This window comes from Pedobacter sp. GW456-11-11-14-TSB4 (genome assembly GCF_059424425.1).
The window spans coordinates 876,870-897,772 of the sequence record NZ_JBWKZK010000002.1; the positions used below are offsets into that span (position 1 = coordinate 876,870).

The window sequence follows — 20,903 nt, forward strand, 5'->3', positions numbered from 1 at the left end:
TTCAAAATTCAATCATCCTATCCTTCAATCATTCCATAATTCCTACATTCTATCATTCAATAATTCACTCATTCAATAATCCCCTCATTCAATCCTTCAATCCTTCTCTCATTCAATAATTAATAACATGAAAACCCTTACCTGCACTACGCCCGGAACCTTCGAATATTCAGAAACAGAAAAGCCTCAACTACAAAAAGGTCAAGCGATCATCAAAATCAAACGTATTGGTATTTGCGGCACAGACTTACATGCTTTTGAAGGTACACAACCTTTCTTTAACTATCCAAGAGTTTTAGGACACGAATTAGCTGGTGAATTGGTTGAAGTTGATGGAAATGATGATTTTAAAGTAGGCGAGAAGGTTACTTTTATACCCTATTTTAATTGTGGCGAATGCATTGCATGCCGAATGAATAAACCAAACTGCTGTGTTAAAATGCAGGTTTGTGGCGTACATGTAGATGGAGGTATGCGTGAATATCTTTCAGTACCTTCTAAAACTTTACTGCACGGTAACGATCTAAGTTATGATGAATTAGCCTTAGTTGAGCCGTTAGCCATTGGCGCTCATGGTGTACGCAGGGCGGATATACAGGCAGGTGAATTTGTACTTGTAATTGGCGCTGGTCCGATTGGTTTAGGTACAATGGAATTTGCCAGAATAGCTGGTGCAAAAGTAATTGCTTTAGATATTAACGATAACCGTTTAGCTTTTTGTAAAGATAAACTAAAGGTCGATTATGTAGTAAATGCCTTAGCTGATGATGTTTTAGCTCAACTGAGCGATATAACCAATGGCGATATGCCTACAGTTGTAATTGATGCAACAGGTAATCAAAAAGCGATTAATAACGCCATTAATTATATGGCTCATGGCGCCAGATTTGTATTAATTGGCTTGCAAAAAGGCGATTTAATTTTTAATCATCCTGAATTTCATAAACGTGAATCTACATTAATGAGTAGTAGAAATGCCACAATTGAAGATTTTGAGCATGTGATTAAATCGATGAAAGCTGGTTTGGTTAATCCAACTAATTACATTACACATAAAGTTGATTTTGATGGTGTAAAAGATGAATTTGCAAGTTGGTTAGTTCCTAAAAACGGAGTGATTAAAGCAATGGTAAGCTTTACTTAATAACAAAAAAAAAAGAGACAAAAAAGCCCTCAACTTTCGTTAAGGGCTTTCTGTGATCCCGCTGGGATAATGACTTATTAATCCAATTGGTACAAAATGAGCAAGTTGTGGAAATTATATAATCATCATTTCAATGTGGGCACCAAATTGGGCACCAGTTATTTTGATATGATATGACTAGGTTTGAAAGAACAATTTGTTATTGATTACAATATAGCTATTATTTTGATATTAAACTTTTTTTAAAGGTAATATCTATAATTAGAAGTCGGTTACTCAATTATAAGTTAATGTAGCCTTTTAATCAAAGATTTTTTTTCCTATTTCTTGGGATACCTAATATGATTTCAGTCAGGAATTTATCTCTCAAATTGTTATTTCCTTTCTAATTCATCTTTGGGAAATGAAGCTTGTGAATTTCGGTTATCAGCTTGGAAATTTCTTTGAAGTGTAAAAGTTCTCTGCTGATTGCATTTATCTTTTCAACAATCTCCACAATTGTTTTGTGTAATTGCTGTAAAATTTGGTTATCTATCGTTTATCAAAATGGTAGCGTACTTTGGGATTTTGGTAGCAAGATGATATGTGCGAATAGCTAGTTTTGCAGTATAAAGACCAATTGGCTCAATTTTTAGCCTTTTGGTAAATACTCGAGAAAGGTATTTTAAGCTTAATCAACTTTGGGCGGACAAATCATTTATCATGATACAAAAATACAAATCAAATAAAGCCTATTATCAAAGTACAATAATGCTGGCAGGTCCTGTTGTAGTTTCGCAGCTTGGACACACCTTGGTATTGGCAGTAGATTCCATTATCGTAGGACATTATGCAGGTACGATATCCCTAGCAGCAGTATCGCTTGTTCATTCGGTTTTCATGGTGGTATTGGTGCTGGGAATGGGTATAGCCTACGGCTTAACTCCATTAATTGCACAGGAAAATGAAAAATCAAACCATCAGGAATGTGCTAAACTGCTTTCCAATAGTTTATGAATAAATACAATAGCTGCCATTCTGCTTTTTCTAGTGGTGTATTACGGCTCCATGTTTGCAATGTATCACGTAGATCAAGATTCTCGTGTTGTGGAAAGGGCAAAACCATATCTGCTGCTTTTGGGCATTTCTATTTTGCCTTTAATGATATTCCAGACATTAAAGCAATTTGCAGAGGGATTAGGTTATACCAAACAAGCGATGAATATCACCATCTGGGGAAATGTGCTCAACTTGGTATTAGCCGTGGTTTTGGTAAAGGGAATGTTTGGAGTCCATCCGATGGGAGTGAAGGGAATAGGCATCGCAACCTTGATCGACAGGGTATTGATGATGGTGGTAATGGGATGGTACATTATGAAATCAAGAAATTTTAAAGCCTACATCCAGCATTTTTCTTTACGGTTTGTAGATTTTTCAAGAATTTCAAGGATGGTAAAAATTGGCATTCCTGTTGCCATGCAATATATCTTTGAAATTGGTGCATTTGCTGTTGCAGCATTAATGGCCGGTAAAATTGGTGCAATAGAGCAGGCAGCGCACCAGACTGCAATCACTTTCGTAGCGATGACCTATATGATGGCCAGTGGCATAGCTTCGGCGGCTACTATTAAAGTTGGTAATAATTTTGGGAGCCAAAATTATTTTAGAATCCAGAAATTTGCTCTGGTTTCTTATCATTTGGTGATAATTTTTATGTTGTTTTTTGCTGTTTTTTTTACTTTGTTTAACCAATATCTGCCCTATCTGATAACCAATGACCCAGATGTTGTTTCATTGGCCGCACAATTATTGATTATAGCCGGTATTTTTCAGTTATTTGATGGTACACAGGTAGTTGGCTTGGGTACATTGAGAGGTATGGGCGATGTGAAAATTCCAACATCCATTACTTTTTTTGCCTATTGGGTTGTGGGTCTGCCCGTAGCTTATCTTTTAGGAATTAAGCTTAATATTGGTGTGGAGGGAATTTGGTACGGATTAACTCTTGGCTTGTTAACCTCTTCCGCTCTATTGTATTTTAGAGCCCAATACATCATTGAACATCAGATGAAAAGCGTATAAATAAAAGAGCCTGGCTTAACAATCGTTCAGCCAGGCTCTTTAACTTTCAATTTAGTTTTATGCAGACAAAAATTCCCCACTACTTTTTATCTCTGCGTAGAAAAATGCTAGCGCAGCTAAAAATGCATGGTGCACATCATCCGCTTTTACCGTTTTGCCGCTAATTTCCAAGTCTCTTGATGCACAGGCATCACCGATAACGGTGCATTTATAGCCAAAGTCAAATGCGGCACGTGTAGTTGCATCTACACACATGTGCGTCATCATTCCGGTAATGATCACTTCTGTTACGTCGTTTTCTTTTAGATAAGCTAAAAGTCCTGTATCCCTAAAACTATTTGGGTAGAATTTCTGAAAAACATTTTCTCCATCAAGTGGTTGCACGTTTTTGTGGATTTTCACGCCATTCGTTCCCTCAACAAAAATAGGCATTACTTCTGGGTTGGCCGATACGTGCTGTATATGGGCAATTGGTAAATTGTTTGCTCGGAAATGTTCCAATACTTTACCTGCGTTTAAACTCGCTTCTATAGGGTTTACCAATTCAATAGCTCCGTCTCCGAAATAATCATTCTGGATGTCGATTAAAATCAATGCTTTTTTGCTCATATCTATCGTATTTTATTGTTTCTAATTAGAAACAAAGTTAGATAGGTTTAATCTCTTGTTCTATACCAAAACACTATGGGTTGATACCATTTTGAAATTCATACAAGAATTCAGTCGTGGTAATTCCAGTCTGATTTTTGAAAAATCGCATCAAATGGTTAGGTTCGGAAAAGTTGAGCTGAAATGCAATCTCCCCAACTGTGAGGTTGGAATGGATAAGGTAATCCTTAATGGCGACAAGTAGGCGCTGTTTCAGCAAGTGTGACGCGGTGACATTAAATTGTTCTTTTACCGCTTTGTTGAGTGCAATACGGTTAATGTTTAGGAGCTCGGTGTAATCATTGATGCGTTGCTTTTCTTTGATGTGGGTCTCTATCAATTGCTTGAACTGAAAAGCATCGTTATGCTGATTTTTTTCGATTGCCAAGTGATGTTTCTCCGCATATTCCCGGTTGAGCTTTTGGAGCAGGTAATAGATCAGTGAACGGATAATGTGTACACTGTCAGGTCTTGTCATGATCAGTTCCAGTTTTATTTCAGCAAGAAGGGAATAATACCGACCGATAAGTGGCTGGTCGAGTAGCATATTCAAAGGGTAGGCCAATTGGTAAAAGTACAACAGGCGATAAGTGAATAATTTATCGGAAAAAAATTCATTCAAAAAGTCTTCCTGAAAAACCAAGACTATAAAATCCAGCCCCTCGGGATCAAGGTTCCATTCCCGTTTTTGGAATGGTGAAATGAATATGACACTATTGTCATCAATAGTTATCTTATCATGATTCAGAATAATATGACCACTCCCTTTCCTGAAGAAGATGATTTCCAGATAATCTGTATCGTAAGTTTCTTTTTTTAGGTAGCCCTCTTTTACTTCATCAGATGGCAAGATATTAATCAGAAAATCTACCCCACATTCTGTTTTATGAAATTTCTGGGTCTTCATTTTTTATTATTTTGAAAATATAACTATAGTTAATTCTAAATAGCATTTGATTCTTCAAATGCTATTGATGTCAAACTAAATTTTCAAGCCCAAACTCGGCCAGTTTATCTACAATAGGCAAGGTTTTCAATCCCAATTCAGTTAAAGTATATTCTACTTTTGGAGGGATTTCCGGATAGACTTTTTTGCTGACCAGTTTATTTTCTACCAGCATATTCAGTTCTTGTATCAGCATTTTTTCGCTAATGCCGGTTACGGCTCTTTTTAGTTCGCCATATCGCACCACATTTTCATTGATCTGAAACAATATCATCAATGTCCATTTGCCGCTAAGAAGCGATAAGGAAGCTCTAACTGGACAACTGTTGTCGCATGGTGGATTTATTTTTATTTTATTTTCCATTGATAATCAGTAATTCTAACCATTTGGTAGGTACATAACTTCTTGGTAAGTACTTGTGCAAAGGTAAGTGCTTGAATACCTTTGTGCAAGTTTGTTATCAAAATAAAATATAAAATGAAAATATTAGTATTCGGAGCAACAGGCTCACAACAATTTAATATTATAGGCGAAGCAAAGAAAAAAGGTGCAGAAGTAATTGCTGCAACCAGCTCGGAAAATAGTTTTGAGAAATTGACTCAGGCTGGAGCAACCCCTGTTTTCGCAAACTTAGCGGATGCCGATAAAATCAATGAAATTACCAAAGGCATTGATGCTATTGCGTTTATTATCCCAGTATCATTACCCAATCCTTTTGATGGTTTGCAATATGCTAAAAATGTTATTGATGCTGCTAAAGTAAACGGTGTAAAAAAATTGGTTTGGAATACAAGCGCTTGGTTGGAATCACAAAAAATTGGTTCTCCCTTAGATGCCTTAAAATTGGATGTCCAAGATTATTTGAAAGATAGCGGAGTAGATTACGTGATTATCGAACCAACTATTTATATGGAAAATATGATGGGACCATTCTGTGCACCTTTTATCACAAATGAAAAGAAACTGGCTTATCCTACTCCAGAAGCGATGCCGACTGGTTGGATCGCTACCAGAGATGTAAGTGCGTTTGTGGTTGAAGCTATCTATAATGAAGATTTAAAAGCAGATAATTTCAAGATAAGTGGATTGGAAAATCTAAAAGGGAATGATTTAGCCTCAGCATTTTCGAATGGTGTAGGAGAAGAAATCGTTTATTATCCGCAAAAACCCCAAGAATTTGGTGATATTTTAAAGCCAATGGTAGGAGAGGCGGGAGCAAACAGTGTTGCTGCTTATTACGAAAGTTTGCAAAACGCAACTGAATACCCGTCAAAATTCAATCCTAACATGAGCGAAGTATTAGAGAAACTTCCCGTAAAAATGACCTCTCTGGAAGATTGGGCAAGCGATAACAAGAGATTTTTTTAAACCAATAAAAAACAGACAATCATTTGAATCAAATATTATGACAGCAATAGAAGTAGTAACGGCCTATTCGGTAGCCCTTTCTCAGGGAGATATTCCTAAGGCATTTTCACATTTTAGTCCAGATGCAAAATGGCACCAACCGGGAAACCATCGCTTTTCGGGAACAAAAGCAGGACTTGAGGCCATCGGAAAAATGTTGGGCGATATGATGGGCGCAACCCAAGGTTCATTGGTTATCAATCCTACCGGAGCTTTGATGGCTAATGGAGACCTGGTTTCATTCCAGGTACATTTTTCCGCTAAACTTGGCGAGAGAACAGTTGATATGAACGGGGTTGATCTGTTCGAAGTGGTTAACGGGAAAATTGTCCAGGTTTGGTTGTTTTCAGAGGACCAAGCTGCTGAAGACGAGTTTTGGGGCTGATTTCGATGCTCGCCTAGAAGCGTCACTTTTTATAATAAAGTGACGTTTCTTTTTTAGCGGAATAGCGGCTATCATTTTGTTAAATCCCAGGAATTTATTTCCTGCTCTTGACACTTGGGGTTCAACAGAACCAAGTCCGCAGTAATTGCCATTTCTAGTAAGAAATAGGTAGTTCCAAAGTTGGTTAGCAAAGCAAAATATTTAGTCAACGCACCAATGTTGATGATGCAATAAAGCGACTGTCCCTGAAGAAAAAAATTACCAACAAATTCAATAAGATTTCACTTTGGCAGCAAATAGATTAGCAATCTAAAATTTAATATACAAGTATTGAACCAAAATTAAAGTGCATTGGCTACATTTGCAGAAATGACAGCATTTAAAAGAATTATAGCGATTTTTTTATTATTCGGAATTGTAACCAGTAGTTTCAATCAGTTGCTGCTATTTTCTTCCTATTCTATCAATAAGGAATATATTTCTACGGTGCTTTGTTCCAACAAAGACAAACCCCATCTACATTGCGAGGGAAAATGTTTTTTGGACATCAAGCTTAAAGAGTTGGAACAGAAAAACAAACAACAGCAAGATACTTTAAAAAGAATGGTAGAGACATCAGCGCCAGCTTATGCAAACCTTCTGCCCCAAGTATTTGAAACAAACCTTAAGCTGACACCGAGCTTTTATCTACTACAAAAGCCAAAGGCTAGGGTTACTGCTGTCTTCCAACCGCCCAAAACGGTTTAAAACCAAATTCTTGCTATTTCAATCTATGGTTCAGCTCTGCTGCATGGATTTCTATTGGAATTTTTAGCGGGAATATTCATCCTCAATTTTTTATGATCCTAAATCCTATCGTAACAAACGATTGGAATTTATGATTCACTGTGCATGAACCTGGCAAGAACAGGCAAATACCTTTAATCAAAAACACATGAAATTTTTATATACCCTAATTATCACTATACTTAGCCTACCGGCCTTTTCCCAGTCCGGGAACATACAGGGCACCATTGTTACAACTGACGCACAGGCCATTGAAAAAGCAACCGTTGTCCTGCTAAATACCAATTATGGAAGCGTAACAGATGGCCAGGGCAGATTTGGCATCCACAAATTAGCAGGGGGGGACTATACACCATCAGCGTTTCGGCCATTGGCTATGCAACCCAGCTGAAAACAATTGCCCTGGCCAAGGGCCAGTCGTTGGCCATCGATTTTAAGCTTACAGAGAGCAACCAGCAGCTAAATGAGGTTGCGGTGTCATCGGAAAGGCGTCAGGAAAGCGTGCAAAAAATACCGGGCGCAATAACTTTTCTGGATGCAAAACAGATCAGGGACTACCGTTTATGGGATATTACAAACCTGACGGCGATTGCACCTAATCTATTTACCGTAGAACATGGAAACAGCACCAGTTCCAATTTCCTGAATATTCGCGGGGTAATGGGGTTTTCCAATGAACAGGCGGTAGCTACCTACGTCGATGGGGTTTATCAATCTGATTACTTTTCTGCGCCACCTTTATTCAATGATATACAAAGTATCGAAATTCTGCGTGGGCCGCAGGGAACACTTTACGGCCGCAATGCCTTTGGCGGTGTGGTCAATATCACAACCAGGCAGCCCACCAATATCGCTTCGGGCTACGCCGAAATTACGTTCGGAAATTTCGGACAGCAACGTTATACAGCCGGACTTTCATCACCTATCTTCAAAGATAAGCTGTTCGCCAGCGGTTCACTTACCTATAATCATCGTGGCGCGATCTACTACAACGAGTTTACCCAAAGCGGTTTCGATAGACGTGAAGATTACTCTGGCAACTTTAACCTGCGCTATCTGCCTTCGGCCCAATGGTCGCTTTCGCTGAACGTAAAAGCTGAAAACGACAATGACCGTGGGAGCTTTCCATGGGTAACCTCTTACGAAGAAGTCTACTCCAAACCTTACCAGGTGAACACGAACAATACCAATGTGGAACGCCGGAAAAATTTCAATACCTCGCTGGCTGCCAATTACTATGGCAAGGATTTCAACTTCACTTCTGTATCGTCCTATACCAAGTTCAACGGGTATTACCAGGGGGCTGGTGTTGATTATGATTTCAGTCCGCTGAATGCGCTTAGTACCGCTCCGAACATAAAACGAAAGGTCTATGCCCAGGAACTACGCTTGAGCTCACCATCGGCAAGTGCTGGCAGATTAAAATGGGTTGGCGGCGCATATGGATTTTTGCAGCATAATGATATCAATTCACCGACCTATTTTGGCCCCGATTATCTACTGCTCGATCCAACTTCTGGCGCTCCGTTTACCAGTACCAATATCGGTAGGGAGAACAATAGGGGCTATGCATTTTTTGGGCAGGCTACCTACTCGTTCAGCGCAAAGCTGGATTTGACAGCAGGGATCCGATATGATTACGAAAGCCGAAGACTTGACCAGTACACCAATTACCAGAAAGATCCCGATCCTGCAATCTTGCTGACCCCCAACCAAGCCTATCAGGCAAACTTTAGCGCAGTGACACGAAAATTTGTGCTGCGCTATAAACTGAAGGATAACATGCTGCTTTACGGTAGCTACGCACGCGGGTTCCGTGCCGGCGGGTTAAATTCAAATGCGACCGATCCTGCACAGGTTCCCTATGAGCCGGAATATTCGGACAATTGGGAGATCGGTTGGAAAAATATGTTTTTTAACAATAAGCTGAAATTGAACCTGACCGCATTCTACCTTCAGCAGCACAACCAACAGATCAGTACGGCCATGGACGGAGTGAATGCACTGATCCTGAACGTAGGGGAAATGCACAATAAAGGGCTGGAGCTGGAAGTGACTGCTCTACCGTTGAAGGGCTTCCAGATCGATTGGAATGCAAGTTACTCCTACGCCCGTTATGCTTCGCTGCTATTGTACAGTGCCGATGCAAATGCGGTGGTAGACTACAGGGGCGGTCAGCCCATCAATACGCCTCCGATCAGTTCAATGTTGGCAGCGCAGTACACTTATGATTTCGCAGAAAGCAAACAGAAACTTGCCGTATTTGCAAGAGGTGAGTACCGTTATCTTGGCAGATATTATTTTGATTTTGTGAACGACTTAAGCCAGCCTGCCCACACGCTGATCAATGCCAAAGCTGGGTTGGCCAGTAAAAACTTTGAGCTTAATTTTTGGGCACGGAATATTACGGATAAAAAATATATCCCTTATGGTTCATTCGGAACATTCCTTTTGGGAACACCAAGAACATACGGAACAACCTTGATCGCTAAATTTTAAACCATGAAAAAACTGATTTTTGCTGCATCTATCCAATTGATGGTTGCAGCCTGCAAAAGCAAGACTGAAGATACGGCAGCAATAACGGTGGGCCAGACGCAACCTCGGCCAATGGCCTTTCCCGAGCCTAAGGTGAACATTAAGACCGTTGGGATCCTGCTTTACGACAATTATGCCATTTTGGATGCAATGGGACCTTATCATTTGTTCAGCGAGCTCATGGGGATAAAGGTCTTTTTTGTGGGACGGCATAAGGGGCTGATTACTACGGGAAATGGAATGAAGGTACAGTGTGATTCATCGATTGCCGATGTGAAGCAATTGGATATTCTAGTTATCCCTGGGGGATTGAATGAAACCTTCACGGCAACAAAAGATACCACGCTGCTCAACTGGATCAGAGTAATCGACAAGCAGTCCAAGTACACTACAAGTGTGTGCACAGGTGCCTGGATACTAGCTGCGACAGGTCTATTGAAAGACCAAAAGGCCACTACCCATTGGTTCGCAAAGCAGCTACTGAAGGATCGGTTTGGGGTATCTTCGGAGAATAGGCGTTATGTGAAAAGCGGTAAATACTGGACAAGTGCGGGAGTTTCAGCCGGGATTGACATGAGCCTGGCTGTGATCAATGATATCATGGGCGAAAAGTATACACAGATGGTGATGCTGGATCTGGAGTATGATCCTAGGCCACCCGTTAAAGGTGGCAGTGAAAAGAACACAGATAAAAATATCGTAGAGGAAATGCGTTCGATGTATAATGGTGCCATTGCACCGCTAATAGGTGTTCAAAGTGCGGCAGCCAAAATAAAGATCGATAACGGTAGGGATCCGGTTTGTGGCATGTCCCTATCGGCAGGCTATGCGGACACAACTGCCTACAAGGGAAAGGTATTCGGTTTTTGTTCGGCGATGTGCAAGACAGGTTTCAAAAAAAATCCAGCTTCCTATGCGCAAACGGTTCAGGATCATCCGGCCAAATAGCAAAGGATCAAATTCCCATAACAATCTTCTGTCGAATGAAATCTACTCCCTAAGCTAAAAAAAATCAGAGTTATTTTTTTGGTATTATGGTGTGTATCCTGAAGGTAGGGTACGCACCATTTTAACAAATCTCACCTAATCCTGAAGGGTCAACAAGCCAAGACACTGTTGGTTGGCGCAGGCTTTATGTCAAACCCGAGAACCGCCGTCATCCCTTTGCGATAAATGCCGGGGCTAAAAAATGAGGTTTTCCAGTTGAATGGGCCTAGTAGATTATTATTGTTTTTATGTCAAGCAGCTACCTAAATGCATCATAATGCATATTCTTGGTATTTCTTTAGTGCAGTGATATTTATGGATATGTCGATACGTGCCATATTCAGTCAGACAGGATCGGTAAGGGATTAGGCTATCCAGGAAATTGTCGGGCAGGACAATTTAAAGCGATGCCGAAAAACCCATGTAGCGGAATATTCTGCGTGCTAATGCTAGTGTAAGGATAATAGTCGCCAAATCGACTGCAATGCAGGAAAGCTCTGGGTAGGTACTTTTTAATGATAAAAGAAGTTCGCTAAGGAAAAATGACATGCTAAGTTTGCTTTTTCCAAATCTATGAAAATACAGAAAAAGATAAAACTTCTTTTGCTGTATGCAGTATCGCTCAGCTTTTTTTCTTACGAGTTACCTTACGGATAGTGTGCAAAGTACTATATCCGAAGCAATTTCTGCATGTTTTCAAAAAATTATTAGCTTTAAAAAAAATAGCCTATGTTGACCAACAAAAAGATTTCGGTACTTTATTTTATCCGCCTGATCAAATGGGATATCTTCTTTATTGCCATTTATGCCATCCTTGCCGGTACGTTCGACCATTATGGGTTTATGGAGCAGATCGATATTCCACTGGCACTTTCTGCATTTGTTGGCACCACACTTTCACTGCTATTGACATTCAGGACCTCCCAGTCCTACGAGAGGTGGTGGGAGGCAAGGGTGGTATGGGGAGGTATCGTCAACGATAGCCGTACGCTTGTCCGTCAGCTGGGGCAGTTTATGCCTAAAAGCCCCGAGGGTAGGAAAGTCGTGGAGGCTTTTGCATATAGGCAGGCGATCTGGTGCTTTGCACTTTCGCAGGGCCTGAGAAAGGTGCCCTTTTCCAAGAAAGTAGAAGACTATTTCCAGGTGCATGGGCTAAAGAGCGATAACCGTGCCAACCTGCTGCTGAACATCCACGCCGTGGAACTCGCGGTGGCAAGTGAACAATTTTCCCTTGATGCCAATAAACAGGTACAGATCGATGCGACCATTGGCAGGCTCTGTGATTCGATGGGAAGATGCGAGCGAATCAAGAATACGGTATTTCCCAGGTCTTATAGCGTGCTGATCCATTTTCTGATCTATGTGCTGATGACCATCATGCCCTTTGGGCTGGAAGACGAGACTAAGGCAGTTGAAATCCTGCTGACCTTTCTGGTGCCCGTACTTTTTATTGCCATCGAACGCACGGCGATCATCATGCAGGATCCCTTTGAGAATGCACCAACTGATACCCCAATGACCGCTTTATCGGTAACGATAGAGAAAAACCTGATGGAAATGATTGGAAGGGAGGTTGAGCTAGGGGAGAACAGCCAGGATTCCTACTATATAATGTAGGGGCGCACCCAAATTTTTTTTCCGATTTTTGGGCATTTAAGCGGTTATTCGGATTATGATTTGACCCAGAAATACCTAGATATTCGCAATGGGTAATCACCCGTAAAAGTAATTTTTGAATAATAACTTAAAATAATAATTGGATTATCAAAATAGTTTGCTTTATATTTACAAAAAATTATAGGACGTGAAGTTTCTGACCTGGTTTGTTTCGGTATTGATAGTAGTGGTGATGTGTGCTCCGTGCATGGATTCTGCTGCTGCCGTTCCCATGCAGTCTGCCAGCTTTCAAACTTCTTCCCCAACCCAGGACCACACCGCCGTTAAGGATGGCTGTTCTCCATTCTGTACCTGCGCCTGTTGCAGTGTCCCTACCTTTGTTCAGGATACATCCATATCGGTTGAAGTTCCACAACAGACATTGGCAGAATATACCCAGAAAGCTTTTGGAATAGCTATAGGTGCCGAAATCTCTGTTTGGCAGCCGCCCAAATTAGGTTAGTTAAATCATTATGTTTTTGCCTGGGGATCATTTCTTTTGAAATGTATCCTGCCTATGCATTAATCAGTTTTTTATCTAACGTAATTTTAATTCAATGCTGAAAAAGATCATTCAGTTTTCTATACACAATAAGCTTGTTATAGGATTATTTACCCTTGCTTTGATAGCATGGGGTGTCTATTCCCTAAAACAACTTCCTATAGATGCCGTGCCTGATATTACAAATAATCAGGTACAAGTTATTACCCTCAGTCCTTCCCTTGCCAGTCAGGAAGTAGAACGTTTAATTTCCTATCCGGTGGAACAGACCATGGCCACCATCCCTGAAATAGAGCAAGTTCGCTCCATATCAAGGTTCGGTTTATCGGTGGTAACCATAGTTTTTCACGATGATGTGGATATTTATTGGGCCCGTCAGCAGGTCAACGAGAAGTTGGCAGAAGCAAAAAACAATATTCCGGACGGTTTAGGCAACCCGGAGATATCACCTATTTCTACCGGATTAGGTGAGATTTACCAGTATGTGGTTCACGCCAAGCCCGGATTTGAAAAAAAATACACTGCCCGTGAACTGCGAAGCATACAGGATTGGGTTGTCCGCAGGCAACTGCTGGGTACACCCGGAATTGCCGAGGTAAATAGTTTCGGAGGCTTGTTAAAACAGTATGAAATCGCTCTGGACCCCGATAAATTAAGAAGCTTTAATTTAAGTATCAACGATGTCTTTAATTCATTAGAGCAAAATAACCAAAATACCGGTGGCGCTTATATCGACAAAAAACCAACAGCCTATTTTATCAGAAGTGAAGGGTTTGTTGGAAATATAGACGATATCCGGAAAATTGTTGTCAAAAATAACGAAAGTGGTATACCAGTACTCATCAGGGATATCGCCAATGTACAGATTGGCAGCTCTATCCGGTATGGTGCATTGACCCGCGCCACCCCTGAAGCCCAGGGTGAGGCTGTTGGAGGCATTGTTATGATGCTGAAAGGGGCCAATGCAAATAATGTAGTAAAACAGGTAAAAATAAAGATTGACAGGATCAGTAAAACTTTGCCGGAAGGCGTTGTGATAGAACCATTCCTTGACCGAAGTGCCTTAGTAGACAGGGCAATTGGCACAGTAGCCAAAAACCTGATTGAGGGAGCATTGATTGTTATTTTTGTATTGGTGCTATTCCTCGGAAACTTCCGTGCTGGACTGGTTGTCGCTTCGGTGATTCCACTGGCGATGTTGTTTGCTATAGCAATGATGAACCTTTTTGGGGTATCAGGAAACCTGATGAGCCTTGGCGCGATAGATTTCGGACTGATTGTGGATGGCGCTGTAATTATAGTGGAAGCCACCATGCACCATCTGGGAATGCGTAAAGGTGGAAGGATGACCCAGGAAGAAATGGACGCGGAGGTATTTGAGTCTGCTGTGAAAATCAGGTCTGCCGCCGCATTCGGAGAGATCATTATCTTGATCGTTTACTTACCAATACTTGCCCTAGTAGGTATCGAAGGTAAAATGTTTGGCCCGATGGCACAGACCGTTTCCTTTGCCATCCTGGGTGCATTTTTACTTTCTATGACTTATGTGCCAATGGTGTCTGCTTTGTTTTTGAGCAAAAACCCAACACATAAGCGTAATTTCTCTGATCGTATGATGGACTTCTTTCATAAGTACTACTATCCGATGATCAAAGGAGCCCTGAATTGGAGGAAAGCCGTAACCTTTACCTCTGTCGCTTTATTAGCAGTTAGCTTGTTTGTCTTCAGCCGCATGGGTGGAGAGTTCATTCCCAACCTTGAAGAAGGAGATTTTGCGGTGGAGACCAGGTTGTTGACCGGAAGTTCGCTTTCGCAGACAATTGACAAGGTAAATCAGGCGTCGGCTATTCTGGTCAAGAAATTCCCAGAGGTGAAAGAAGTGGTCGGTAAAATTGGTGCCGCGGAGATTCCAACCGATCCGATGCCCATGGAAGCCTGTGATTTGACCATCATCTTAAAGGACAAAAAAGATTGGACAAGTGCAAAGACCCGTGAAGAGCTTACCGAAATGATGAGTGATGCACTGAAAGAAGTCCCAGGCGTAAGTTTTGGCTTTTCCCAGCCCATTCAACTACGTTCCAATGAGCTGATATCGGGCGTTAGACAGGATATCGGTATTAAAATATTCGGGGACGACCTCACCACCCTGACTGACTTTTCTAAGAAGATAGGTGGCATTGTTTCCTCAGTTGAAGGGGCCAAGGATGTCTATCTGGAACAGGCTGAAGGTTTGCCTCAGATAGTGGTCAAGATTAACCGGGATCGTATTGCACAATATGGTCTGAGTATAGAAACGGTCAATCAGGCACTTAATGCTGCTTTTGCCGGACAGTCTGCCGGACTGGTATATGAAGGTGAACAGCGTTACGATATGGTTGTTCGTTTATCCCAGGAGAACCGCCAGGGAATAGATGATGTAAAAAATGTGTTTGTTAGTACGCCTAATGGAAACCAGGTTCCATTGGAACAGCTAGCCGATGTAGAATTCAAGATTGGGCCAAACCAGATCCAGCGTGAAGATACCAAGCGACGTATCATTGTAGGACTAAATGTTAGAGGAAGGGATATTGCCAGCGTGGTGGAGGAAATCCAAGGTAAAATAGAAAAGCAGATCAAGTTGCCGGCTGGTTACTACATTACCTATGGCGGTCAGTTCGAGAACTTAAGGGAAGCAACCAAAAGACTTTCTGTGGCAGTACCGGTAGCGCTACTATTGATCTTGTTGTTGTTATATTTCTCTTTTGGCTCGGTTAAACAATCGCTGCTGATTTTCTCTGCTATTCCAATGGCAGCAATCGGTGGTATTTTTGCCTTGCTGCTGCGTGGCATGCCCTTCAGTATTTCTGCAGGTGTAGGATTTATCGCACTTTTCGGCGTTGCTGTACTTAACGGGATTGTACTGATCACAGAGTTTAACAGGCTCAAGAAATTGGGTAGGTACACTTTGAACGAAATTGTATTGAAAGGAACTGAACTGAGGTTAAGGCCCGTTTTGATGACTGCTACAGTAGCATCTCTCGGGTTTTTACCTATGGCAATTTCTACGGCCGCAGGCGCAGAAGTTCAGAAGCCACTTGCAACCGTTGTCATCGGCGGTCTTCTTACCTCAACCATTTTAACCTTAATCGTACTACCCGTGCTCTATACTTATTTTGAAAAGTGGAAAGGCAAAACCAAGTCTGTTCCCGCCGTTGCTACTGCATTAATCATATCTGGTCTGTTGTTTTCCAGTCCTGCTGCTAGAGCGCAGACACCTGGGATTCCCATCACCATGGGCCAGGCGATCGAGACAGCAGTTAAGAACAACCAGGCGATAAGAACATCTGGTTTACAAATTGGCCAGCAACAAGCCTTAAGAGGGAGTTCAACGGATTTGGGTAAAACAAATATCGACGTCCAGTATGGCCAGTTCAATAGCATCAGGAGAGACAATAATTTCAGTATTTCCCAGAGCATCCCCAACCCGGGATTGTTCAGAAACCAGCGGAGTCTTTATGATGCAAGGATTAAAAGTGCAGAGATCAATTTGTCTGTTACCCAAAAGGAACTGAGCTATCAGGTTAAAAGCACTTATACTCAGCTAGCTTATTACGTTGCGTTGCAAGAGCTCTATAAAAGCCAGGATTCGGTATACAGCAACTTTGTAAAAGCAGCCAGATTAAGATATCAGGCTGGTGAAACCAATCTATTGGAAAGCACGACAGCAGAAACCCAATACAATGAGGTTTTGAACCAGATGAGTAAGAACCGGTCTGATATTCTTGCTTACACAGCAGAATTACAACGATTGCTCAATACCCAGCAGGCGGTTGAAGTTACCATGGGTCAGTTTCGACAGGAGGAGTTTAACATGCCTGCCTTCGATGGTGCCGTATCCGCAAATCCGCTGCTTGCATTACAGCAGCAACAGGTTGTGATTGCAGACAAAGCGCTTAGTTTGGAAAAGGCGCGTTCAGGACCTGATTTTACAGTTGGTTACTTTAACCAGTCTATCATAGGGACACAAAATGTAAACGGCAGCGACCAGTTTTTTAGCGGAAGCAAGAGATTCCAGGGCGTACAGGCCGGCATTGCCCTTCCAATCTTCTTCAAGCCGTTTTCCTCACGGATAAAGGCGGCAAAGATAGAGAAGCAAGTTGCCGAAAGCCAATTTGGCTTATTCGAAACCAATCTTCAGGGTCAATATAAACAAGCGTATCAAGATCTTCAGAAAAATGCTAGAAGCATTGAATACTATAAAAAGAGTGCCCTTCCCAATGTAAACCTGATCCTAAAGCAATCGCAGATCGCATTTCAGAACGGAGAAATTGGTTATGTGGAATATCTGCAAGCTTTACGTACTTACTCGGAGATCCGCTTTAATTACCTTCAGGCCATCAATCAGTATAACCAATCAGTTTACACACTTCAATACCTTATGGGTTTATAATCAATACAGAAATGAGAAAGACAATTCAAAATATAGTTAAAACCACCTCAATAATGTTATTGGCCATTTTTATGACGGCCTGCGGTGGAGATAAGAAAGAAGCAGGAAAAGCAGAAGCTGCTCCAGCAGAAGAAGCCCATGAGGAAAGTGAAAATTCGGTAGAAATCACTGCTTCACAATATAAGGCGATTGGTGTTACTTTAGGCTCACCGGAAATGAAATCCTTGAGCGGCCTATTGAAAGTTAACGGCTTTATAGATGTTCCGCCCCAGAATTTAGTGAGTGTGACTACTCAAATGGGAGGAATTGTAAAATCTACCCCACTTTTACAAGGTAGCAACGTAAGCAAGGGACAAGTGATTGCCGTACTGCAAAATCAGGAATATGTACAACTTCAGCAAGATTACCTGGAAAGTAAAAGCCAGCTAGAACTTGCAGATTCAGAATACAAACGTCAGCAGACATTGGCCAGTCAGAATGTAAATTCACAAAAGACCCTGCAACAGTCAAAATCCCAGTATCAGATCATCCACGCGAAGGAAAACGCATTGAAACAGCGTTTGCGCCTGATCAATATCAGTGCAGCTAGCTTAACAGCTACAAACATCAGGAGCGAGATCAATATCTATGCGCCCATTAGTGGCTATGTGACCAAGGTGAATGTGAACAACGGCAAATTCGTTAATCCGAATGATATCATGTTTGAAATTGTTGACAATTCCAACCTGCACGTTGAGTTAAAGGTATTCGAAAAAGACGTGGATAAGGTAAAACCTGGTCAAGGGGTAAGATTTGTGCTTGCCAATGACCGCGACACAGTACAGCAGCGTGCAGTTGTTCAGTTGGTGGGTAAAGAGATTGCAGCAGACAAAACCATAACAGTACATGCAATCGCTAAAGGAAGCAAAGGCTTTATTCCGGGCACCTATCTCAAAGCATACATTGAAGCAGGCACTACCCAGGCAATGGCGTTGCCATTAGGCGCAGTGGTAGATTTTCAGAACAAGAAATACATATTTATCGCAAAGGCAGCCGGAAAAGAGAACGGACATAAAGACGGTGCAGCAGAAGAAGCCGGACATGCCCATGATGCAAAGGAATCAGAAAATGAAAAAGAAGCTGAAGGTGAGTCCTTTCATTTTGAGATCATGGAAGTAACTACCGGTACCAGTGACGGAGGGTATATCCAAGTAAAATTGCCGAAAGGAATGGAGCTGAAGGGAAAAGTGGTACTTACGGGAGCTTACGATTTGCTATCGAAACTAAAAAACAGTGAAGAGCATGAAGGCCATTAGACATACATGGCCGATTGTGAATGCATAGATTGAATGCTATGCCGGTATGCGCCCGGTTAGGGGTGCATGCCTCTTTTTTTATTGTTTAATTAAAAACCGGTTTATGGACATATTCCATTTAAGGGGCAGGTACGCCATGCTGCATGCCTTTGTGCTTTTTTTTCTGCTGGCATCCCTAGTCATGCGCCTGGTACTGTACCTTTCGGTCCATCAGGCTGACCTTTCACCTTTGGCGCTAGCGGGTATATTCGCCAAGGGCTTTGTGTATGATCTGGGGGTTGCGCTGTTCCTTGTGCTTTTTTACTCTGCCTATCTGCTGGTATTGCCACAGCGGGCCGTGAAGACCTATTTCAACTATGCCAGTAGCTACTTCATCGTTTCGGTGATGGTCATGGTATCGATATTCTCCTTTTTTGCGGAATTTACCTTCTGGCAGGAATTCCAGAGCAGGTTCAATTTCATTGCCGTAGACTACCTGGTCTATACTTTTGAGGTGGTCAACAATATCAACCAGTCCTATCCCTTGCCCTATCTGATCTCGGGGGTACTGCTCATCACGATCTCGACCATCTATGTATTTAAGCGAAGGGGATATTTTCACGAGAGCTTCGTTTCCAGGACCCGGTTCAAGGAACGCCTGTTGCATTTTGCACCTCTGGTGCTGCTCATCTTCGTCTATAGCTTTGCCATAGACAATTCCTGGGCGGAAAAAACTGCAAACAGGTACCAGGGCGAACTTTCAAAGGCAGGTATCTATTCCTTTTTCTCCGCCTTCAGGAACAACGAGCTTGCCTATGACCAGTTTTATCCGATGGTCGATGTCCAGCAGGCCTTCTCGCTCATCAGGAATGAACTTGGTGGGGGAGGGACCGAGTTTACGCAAAGTGGTACTTCGATCAGAAGAAAGATCGCCCATTCAGGAACCCCGCAGCGGCCCAATGTGGTCATGGTCGTGGTGGAAAGCCTTAGCGCGGATTTCATGGCACGGTTCGGAAGCAAACAGGGGATTACGCCGGTGCTGGACTCCCTGGCCGGAAATGGTATCGTGTTCTCGCGTATGTACGCTACCGGAACCCGCACGGTCCGCGGGATGGAGGCGCTTAGCCTGGCCGTTCCACCGACACCTGGCAACAGTATCGTTAGGAGGAAGAACAACGATGGGCTGAGTACCATTGGTAGCATATTTCGCCAACAGGGCTATCAAACTTCCTTTTTCTATGGTGGGGACGGTTATTTTGACAACATGAACCAGTATTTCGGCAGCAATGGATTTGACATTGTCGATCGTGGCGGAAGGATTACGGCTGGTGACAGCTATAACACCAACAGGACCGTGCTCAAGGACAGCGAGGTCAGCTTTGAGAATGCCTGGGGGGTGAGCGATGGTGACCTTTTTTCCAGCGTGATCAGGGATGCCGATAGCAGGGCCCTCAGGGGGGAACGCTTCTACGACTTTGTGATGACCACTTCCAACCATCGGCCTTTTACCTATCCAGCTGGTAAGATCGATATCCCCTCGGGCAGTGGACGCGAGGGAGCGGTGAAATATTCTGATCATGCCATCGGCGAATTTTTGGCCAGTGCGGCCAAGAGGCCATGGTTCAAAAATACGGTCTTTATATTTGTTGGAGACCATTGCGCCAGCAGTGCGGGCAAAAATGAGATTGATATTGCCAAGTACCATGTTCCGGCGATCATCTATAATCTGCAGGGCAATCCCGCAATGAAGTTGGACCAGATGTGCTCACAGATCGACCTATACCCCACATTGTTCGGGCTTTTGGGGTGGAGCTACGAAAGCAACAACTACGGCCAGGATATCATGGACAAGGGCTATGTTCCAAGGGCGCTGCTGGCAACCTATCAAAAACTGGGCTTTCTGAAAAACGACAGCCTGGTAATACTTAGCCCGAAAAAAACGACCGAAACCTTTGTCTATGACCAGGCTACCAACAGTCAGCGGACCGCAAAGCTCTCCGCCGCACTGTCCGATGAGGCGATTGCCAACTACCAGACAGCGTATTATCTTTTCAAAAATGGAGGTCTGAAATATAGGCCCCAGAAACCAAAGCCAAAAGAGGGCAGATCAACCAGAGCAAATCCTAACCCATAATATAT

At 42.4% G+C, this 20,903-nt stretch carries 14 protein-coding genes and 1 pseudogene; 12 read left to right on the forward strand and 3 right to left on the reverse strand.

Annotated elements, in window-relative coordinates:
* The first annotated feature begins 127 nt into the window (after positions 1–127).
* Positions 128–1,144, forward strand: a complete 1,017-nt coding sequence (locus AC07XU_RS11085; protein WP_494943715.1) for a zinc-binding alcohol dehydrogenase family protein — start codon at positions 128–130, stop codon at positions 1,142–1,144.
* A 750-nt stretch (positions 1,145–1,894) separates the two neighbouring features.
* Positions 1,895–3,205 (forward strand): annotated as a pseudogene (locus AC07XU_RS11090) (MATE family efflux transporter).
* Positions 3,206–3,262: 57 nt separating this feature from the next.
* On the opposite strand, the gene AC07XU_RS11095 reads toward AC07XU_RS11090, so the two are convergent.
* The 3 genes from AC07XU_RS11095 to AC07XU_RS11105 all read right to left on the reverse strand — a co-directional run bounded on the left by AC07XU_RS11095 (position 3,263) and on the right by AC07XU_RS11105 (position 5,163).
* Complete coding sequence (locus AC07XU_RS11095; protein ID WP_494943716.1) at positions 3,263–3,814, reverse strand: cysteine hydrolase family protein; 552 nt, start codon at positions 3,812–3,814, stop codon at positions 3,263–3,265.
* A gap of 73 nt (positions 3,815–3,887) precedes the next feature.
* Positions 3,888–4,760, reverse strand: a complete 873-nt coding sequence (locus tag AC07XU_RS11100) for a helix-turn-helix domain-containing protein (RefSeq protein ID WP_494943717.1) — start codon at positions 4,758–4,760, stop codon at positions 3,888–3,890.
* Positions 4,761–4,830: 70 nt separating this feature from the next.
* The gene (locus AC07XU_RS11105) at positions 4,831–5,163 is read right to left on the reverse strand and encodes a winged helix-turn-helix transcriptional regulator (protein WP_494943718.1); all 333 of its coding nucleotides are present in this window, start codon (positions 5,161–5,163) and stop codon (positions 4,831–4,833) included.
* A gap of 114 nt (positions 5,164–5,277) precedes the next feature.
* On the opposite strand from AC07XU_RS11105, the gene AC07XU_RS11110 reads away from it, so the two are divergent.
* The 10 genes from AC07XU_RS11110 to AC07XU_RS11155 all read left to right on the forward strand — a co-directional run bounded on the left by AC07XU_RS11110 (position 5,278) and on the right by AC07XU_RS11155 (position 20,898).
* Positions 5,278–6,168, forward strand: coding sequence for an SDR family oxidoreductase (locus AC07XU_RS11110; protein WP_494943719.1), 891 nt, complete (start codon positions 5,278–5,280; stop codon positions 6,166–6,168).
* Positions 6,169–6,205: 37 nt separating this feature from the next.
* Positions 6,206–6,592 (forward strand): nuclear transport factor 2 family protein, encoded by a 387-nt coding sequence (locus AC07XU_RS11115; RefSeq protein WP_494943720.1) that lies wholly within the window; start codon positions 6,206–6,208, stop codon positions 6,590–6,592.
* Positions 6,593–6,943: 351 nt separating this feature from the next.
* On the forward strand, positions 6,944–7,339 hold the full coding sequence (locus AC07XU_RS11120; protein WP_494943721.1) for a hypothetical protein: 396 nt from the start codon (positions 6,944–6,946) through the stop codon (positions 7,337–7,339).
* Between the two features lie 187 nt (positions 7,340–7,526).
* Positions 7,527–7,769: a carboxypeptidase regulatory-like domain-containing protein gene (locus AC07XU_RS11125; RefSeq protein ID WP_494943722.1), complete on the forward strand. Its 243-nt coding sequence runs from the start codon at positions 7,527–7,529 to the stop codon at positions 7,767–7,769.
* Between the two features lie 29 nt (positions 7,770–7,798).
* Positions 7,799–9,877, forward strand: a complete 2,079-nt coding sequence (locus tag AC07XU_RS11130) for a TonB-dependent receptor (protein ID WP_494943723.1) — start codon at positions 7,799–7,801, stop codon at positions 9,875–9,877.
* A gap of 3 nt (positions 9,878–9,880) precedes the next feature.
* Positions 9,881–10,864, forward strand: a complete 984-nt coding sequence (locus AC07XU_RS11135) for a DJ-1/PfpI family protein (protein WP_494943724.1) — start codon at positions 9,881–9,883, stop codon at positions 10,862–10,864.
* 768 nt (positions 10,865–11,632) lie between these two features.
* A complete protein-coding gene (locus AC07XU_RS11140) occupies positions 11,633–12,520 on the forward strand; it encodes a bestrophin family protein (RefSeq protein WP_494943725.1) in 888 nt (295 codons plus the stop codon).
* 596 nt (positions 12,521–13,116) lie between these two features.
* A complete protein-coding gene (locus AC07XU_RS11145) occupies positions 13,117–17,490 on the forward strand; it encodes a CusA/CzcA family heavy metal efflux RND transporter (RefSeq protein ID WP_494943726.1) in 4,374 nt (1,457 codons plus the stop codon).
* A gap of 11 nt (positions 17,491–17,501) precedes the next feature.
* Positions 17,502–18,785, forward strand: a complete 1,284-nt coding sequence (locus AC07XU_RS11150; RefSeq protein WP_494943727.1) for an efflux RND transporter periplasmic adaptor subunit — start codon at positions 17,502–17,504, stop codon at positions 18,783–18,785.
* A 103-nt stretch (positions 18,786–18,888) separates the two neighbouring features.
* Positions 18,889–20,898, forward strand: a complete 2,010-nt coding sequence (locus AC07XU_RS11155) for an LTA synthase family protein (RefSeq protein WP_494943728.1) — start codon at positions 18,889–18,891, stop codon at positions 20,896–20,898.
* Positions 20,899–20,903 lie beyond the last annotated feature (5 nt).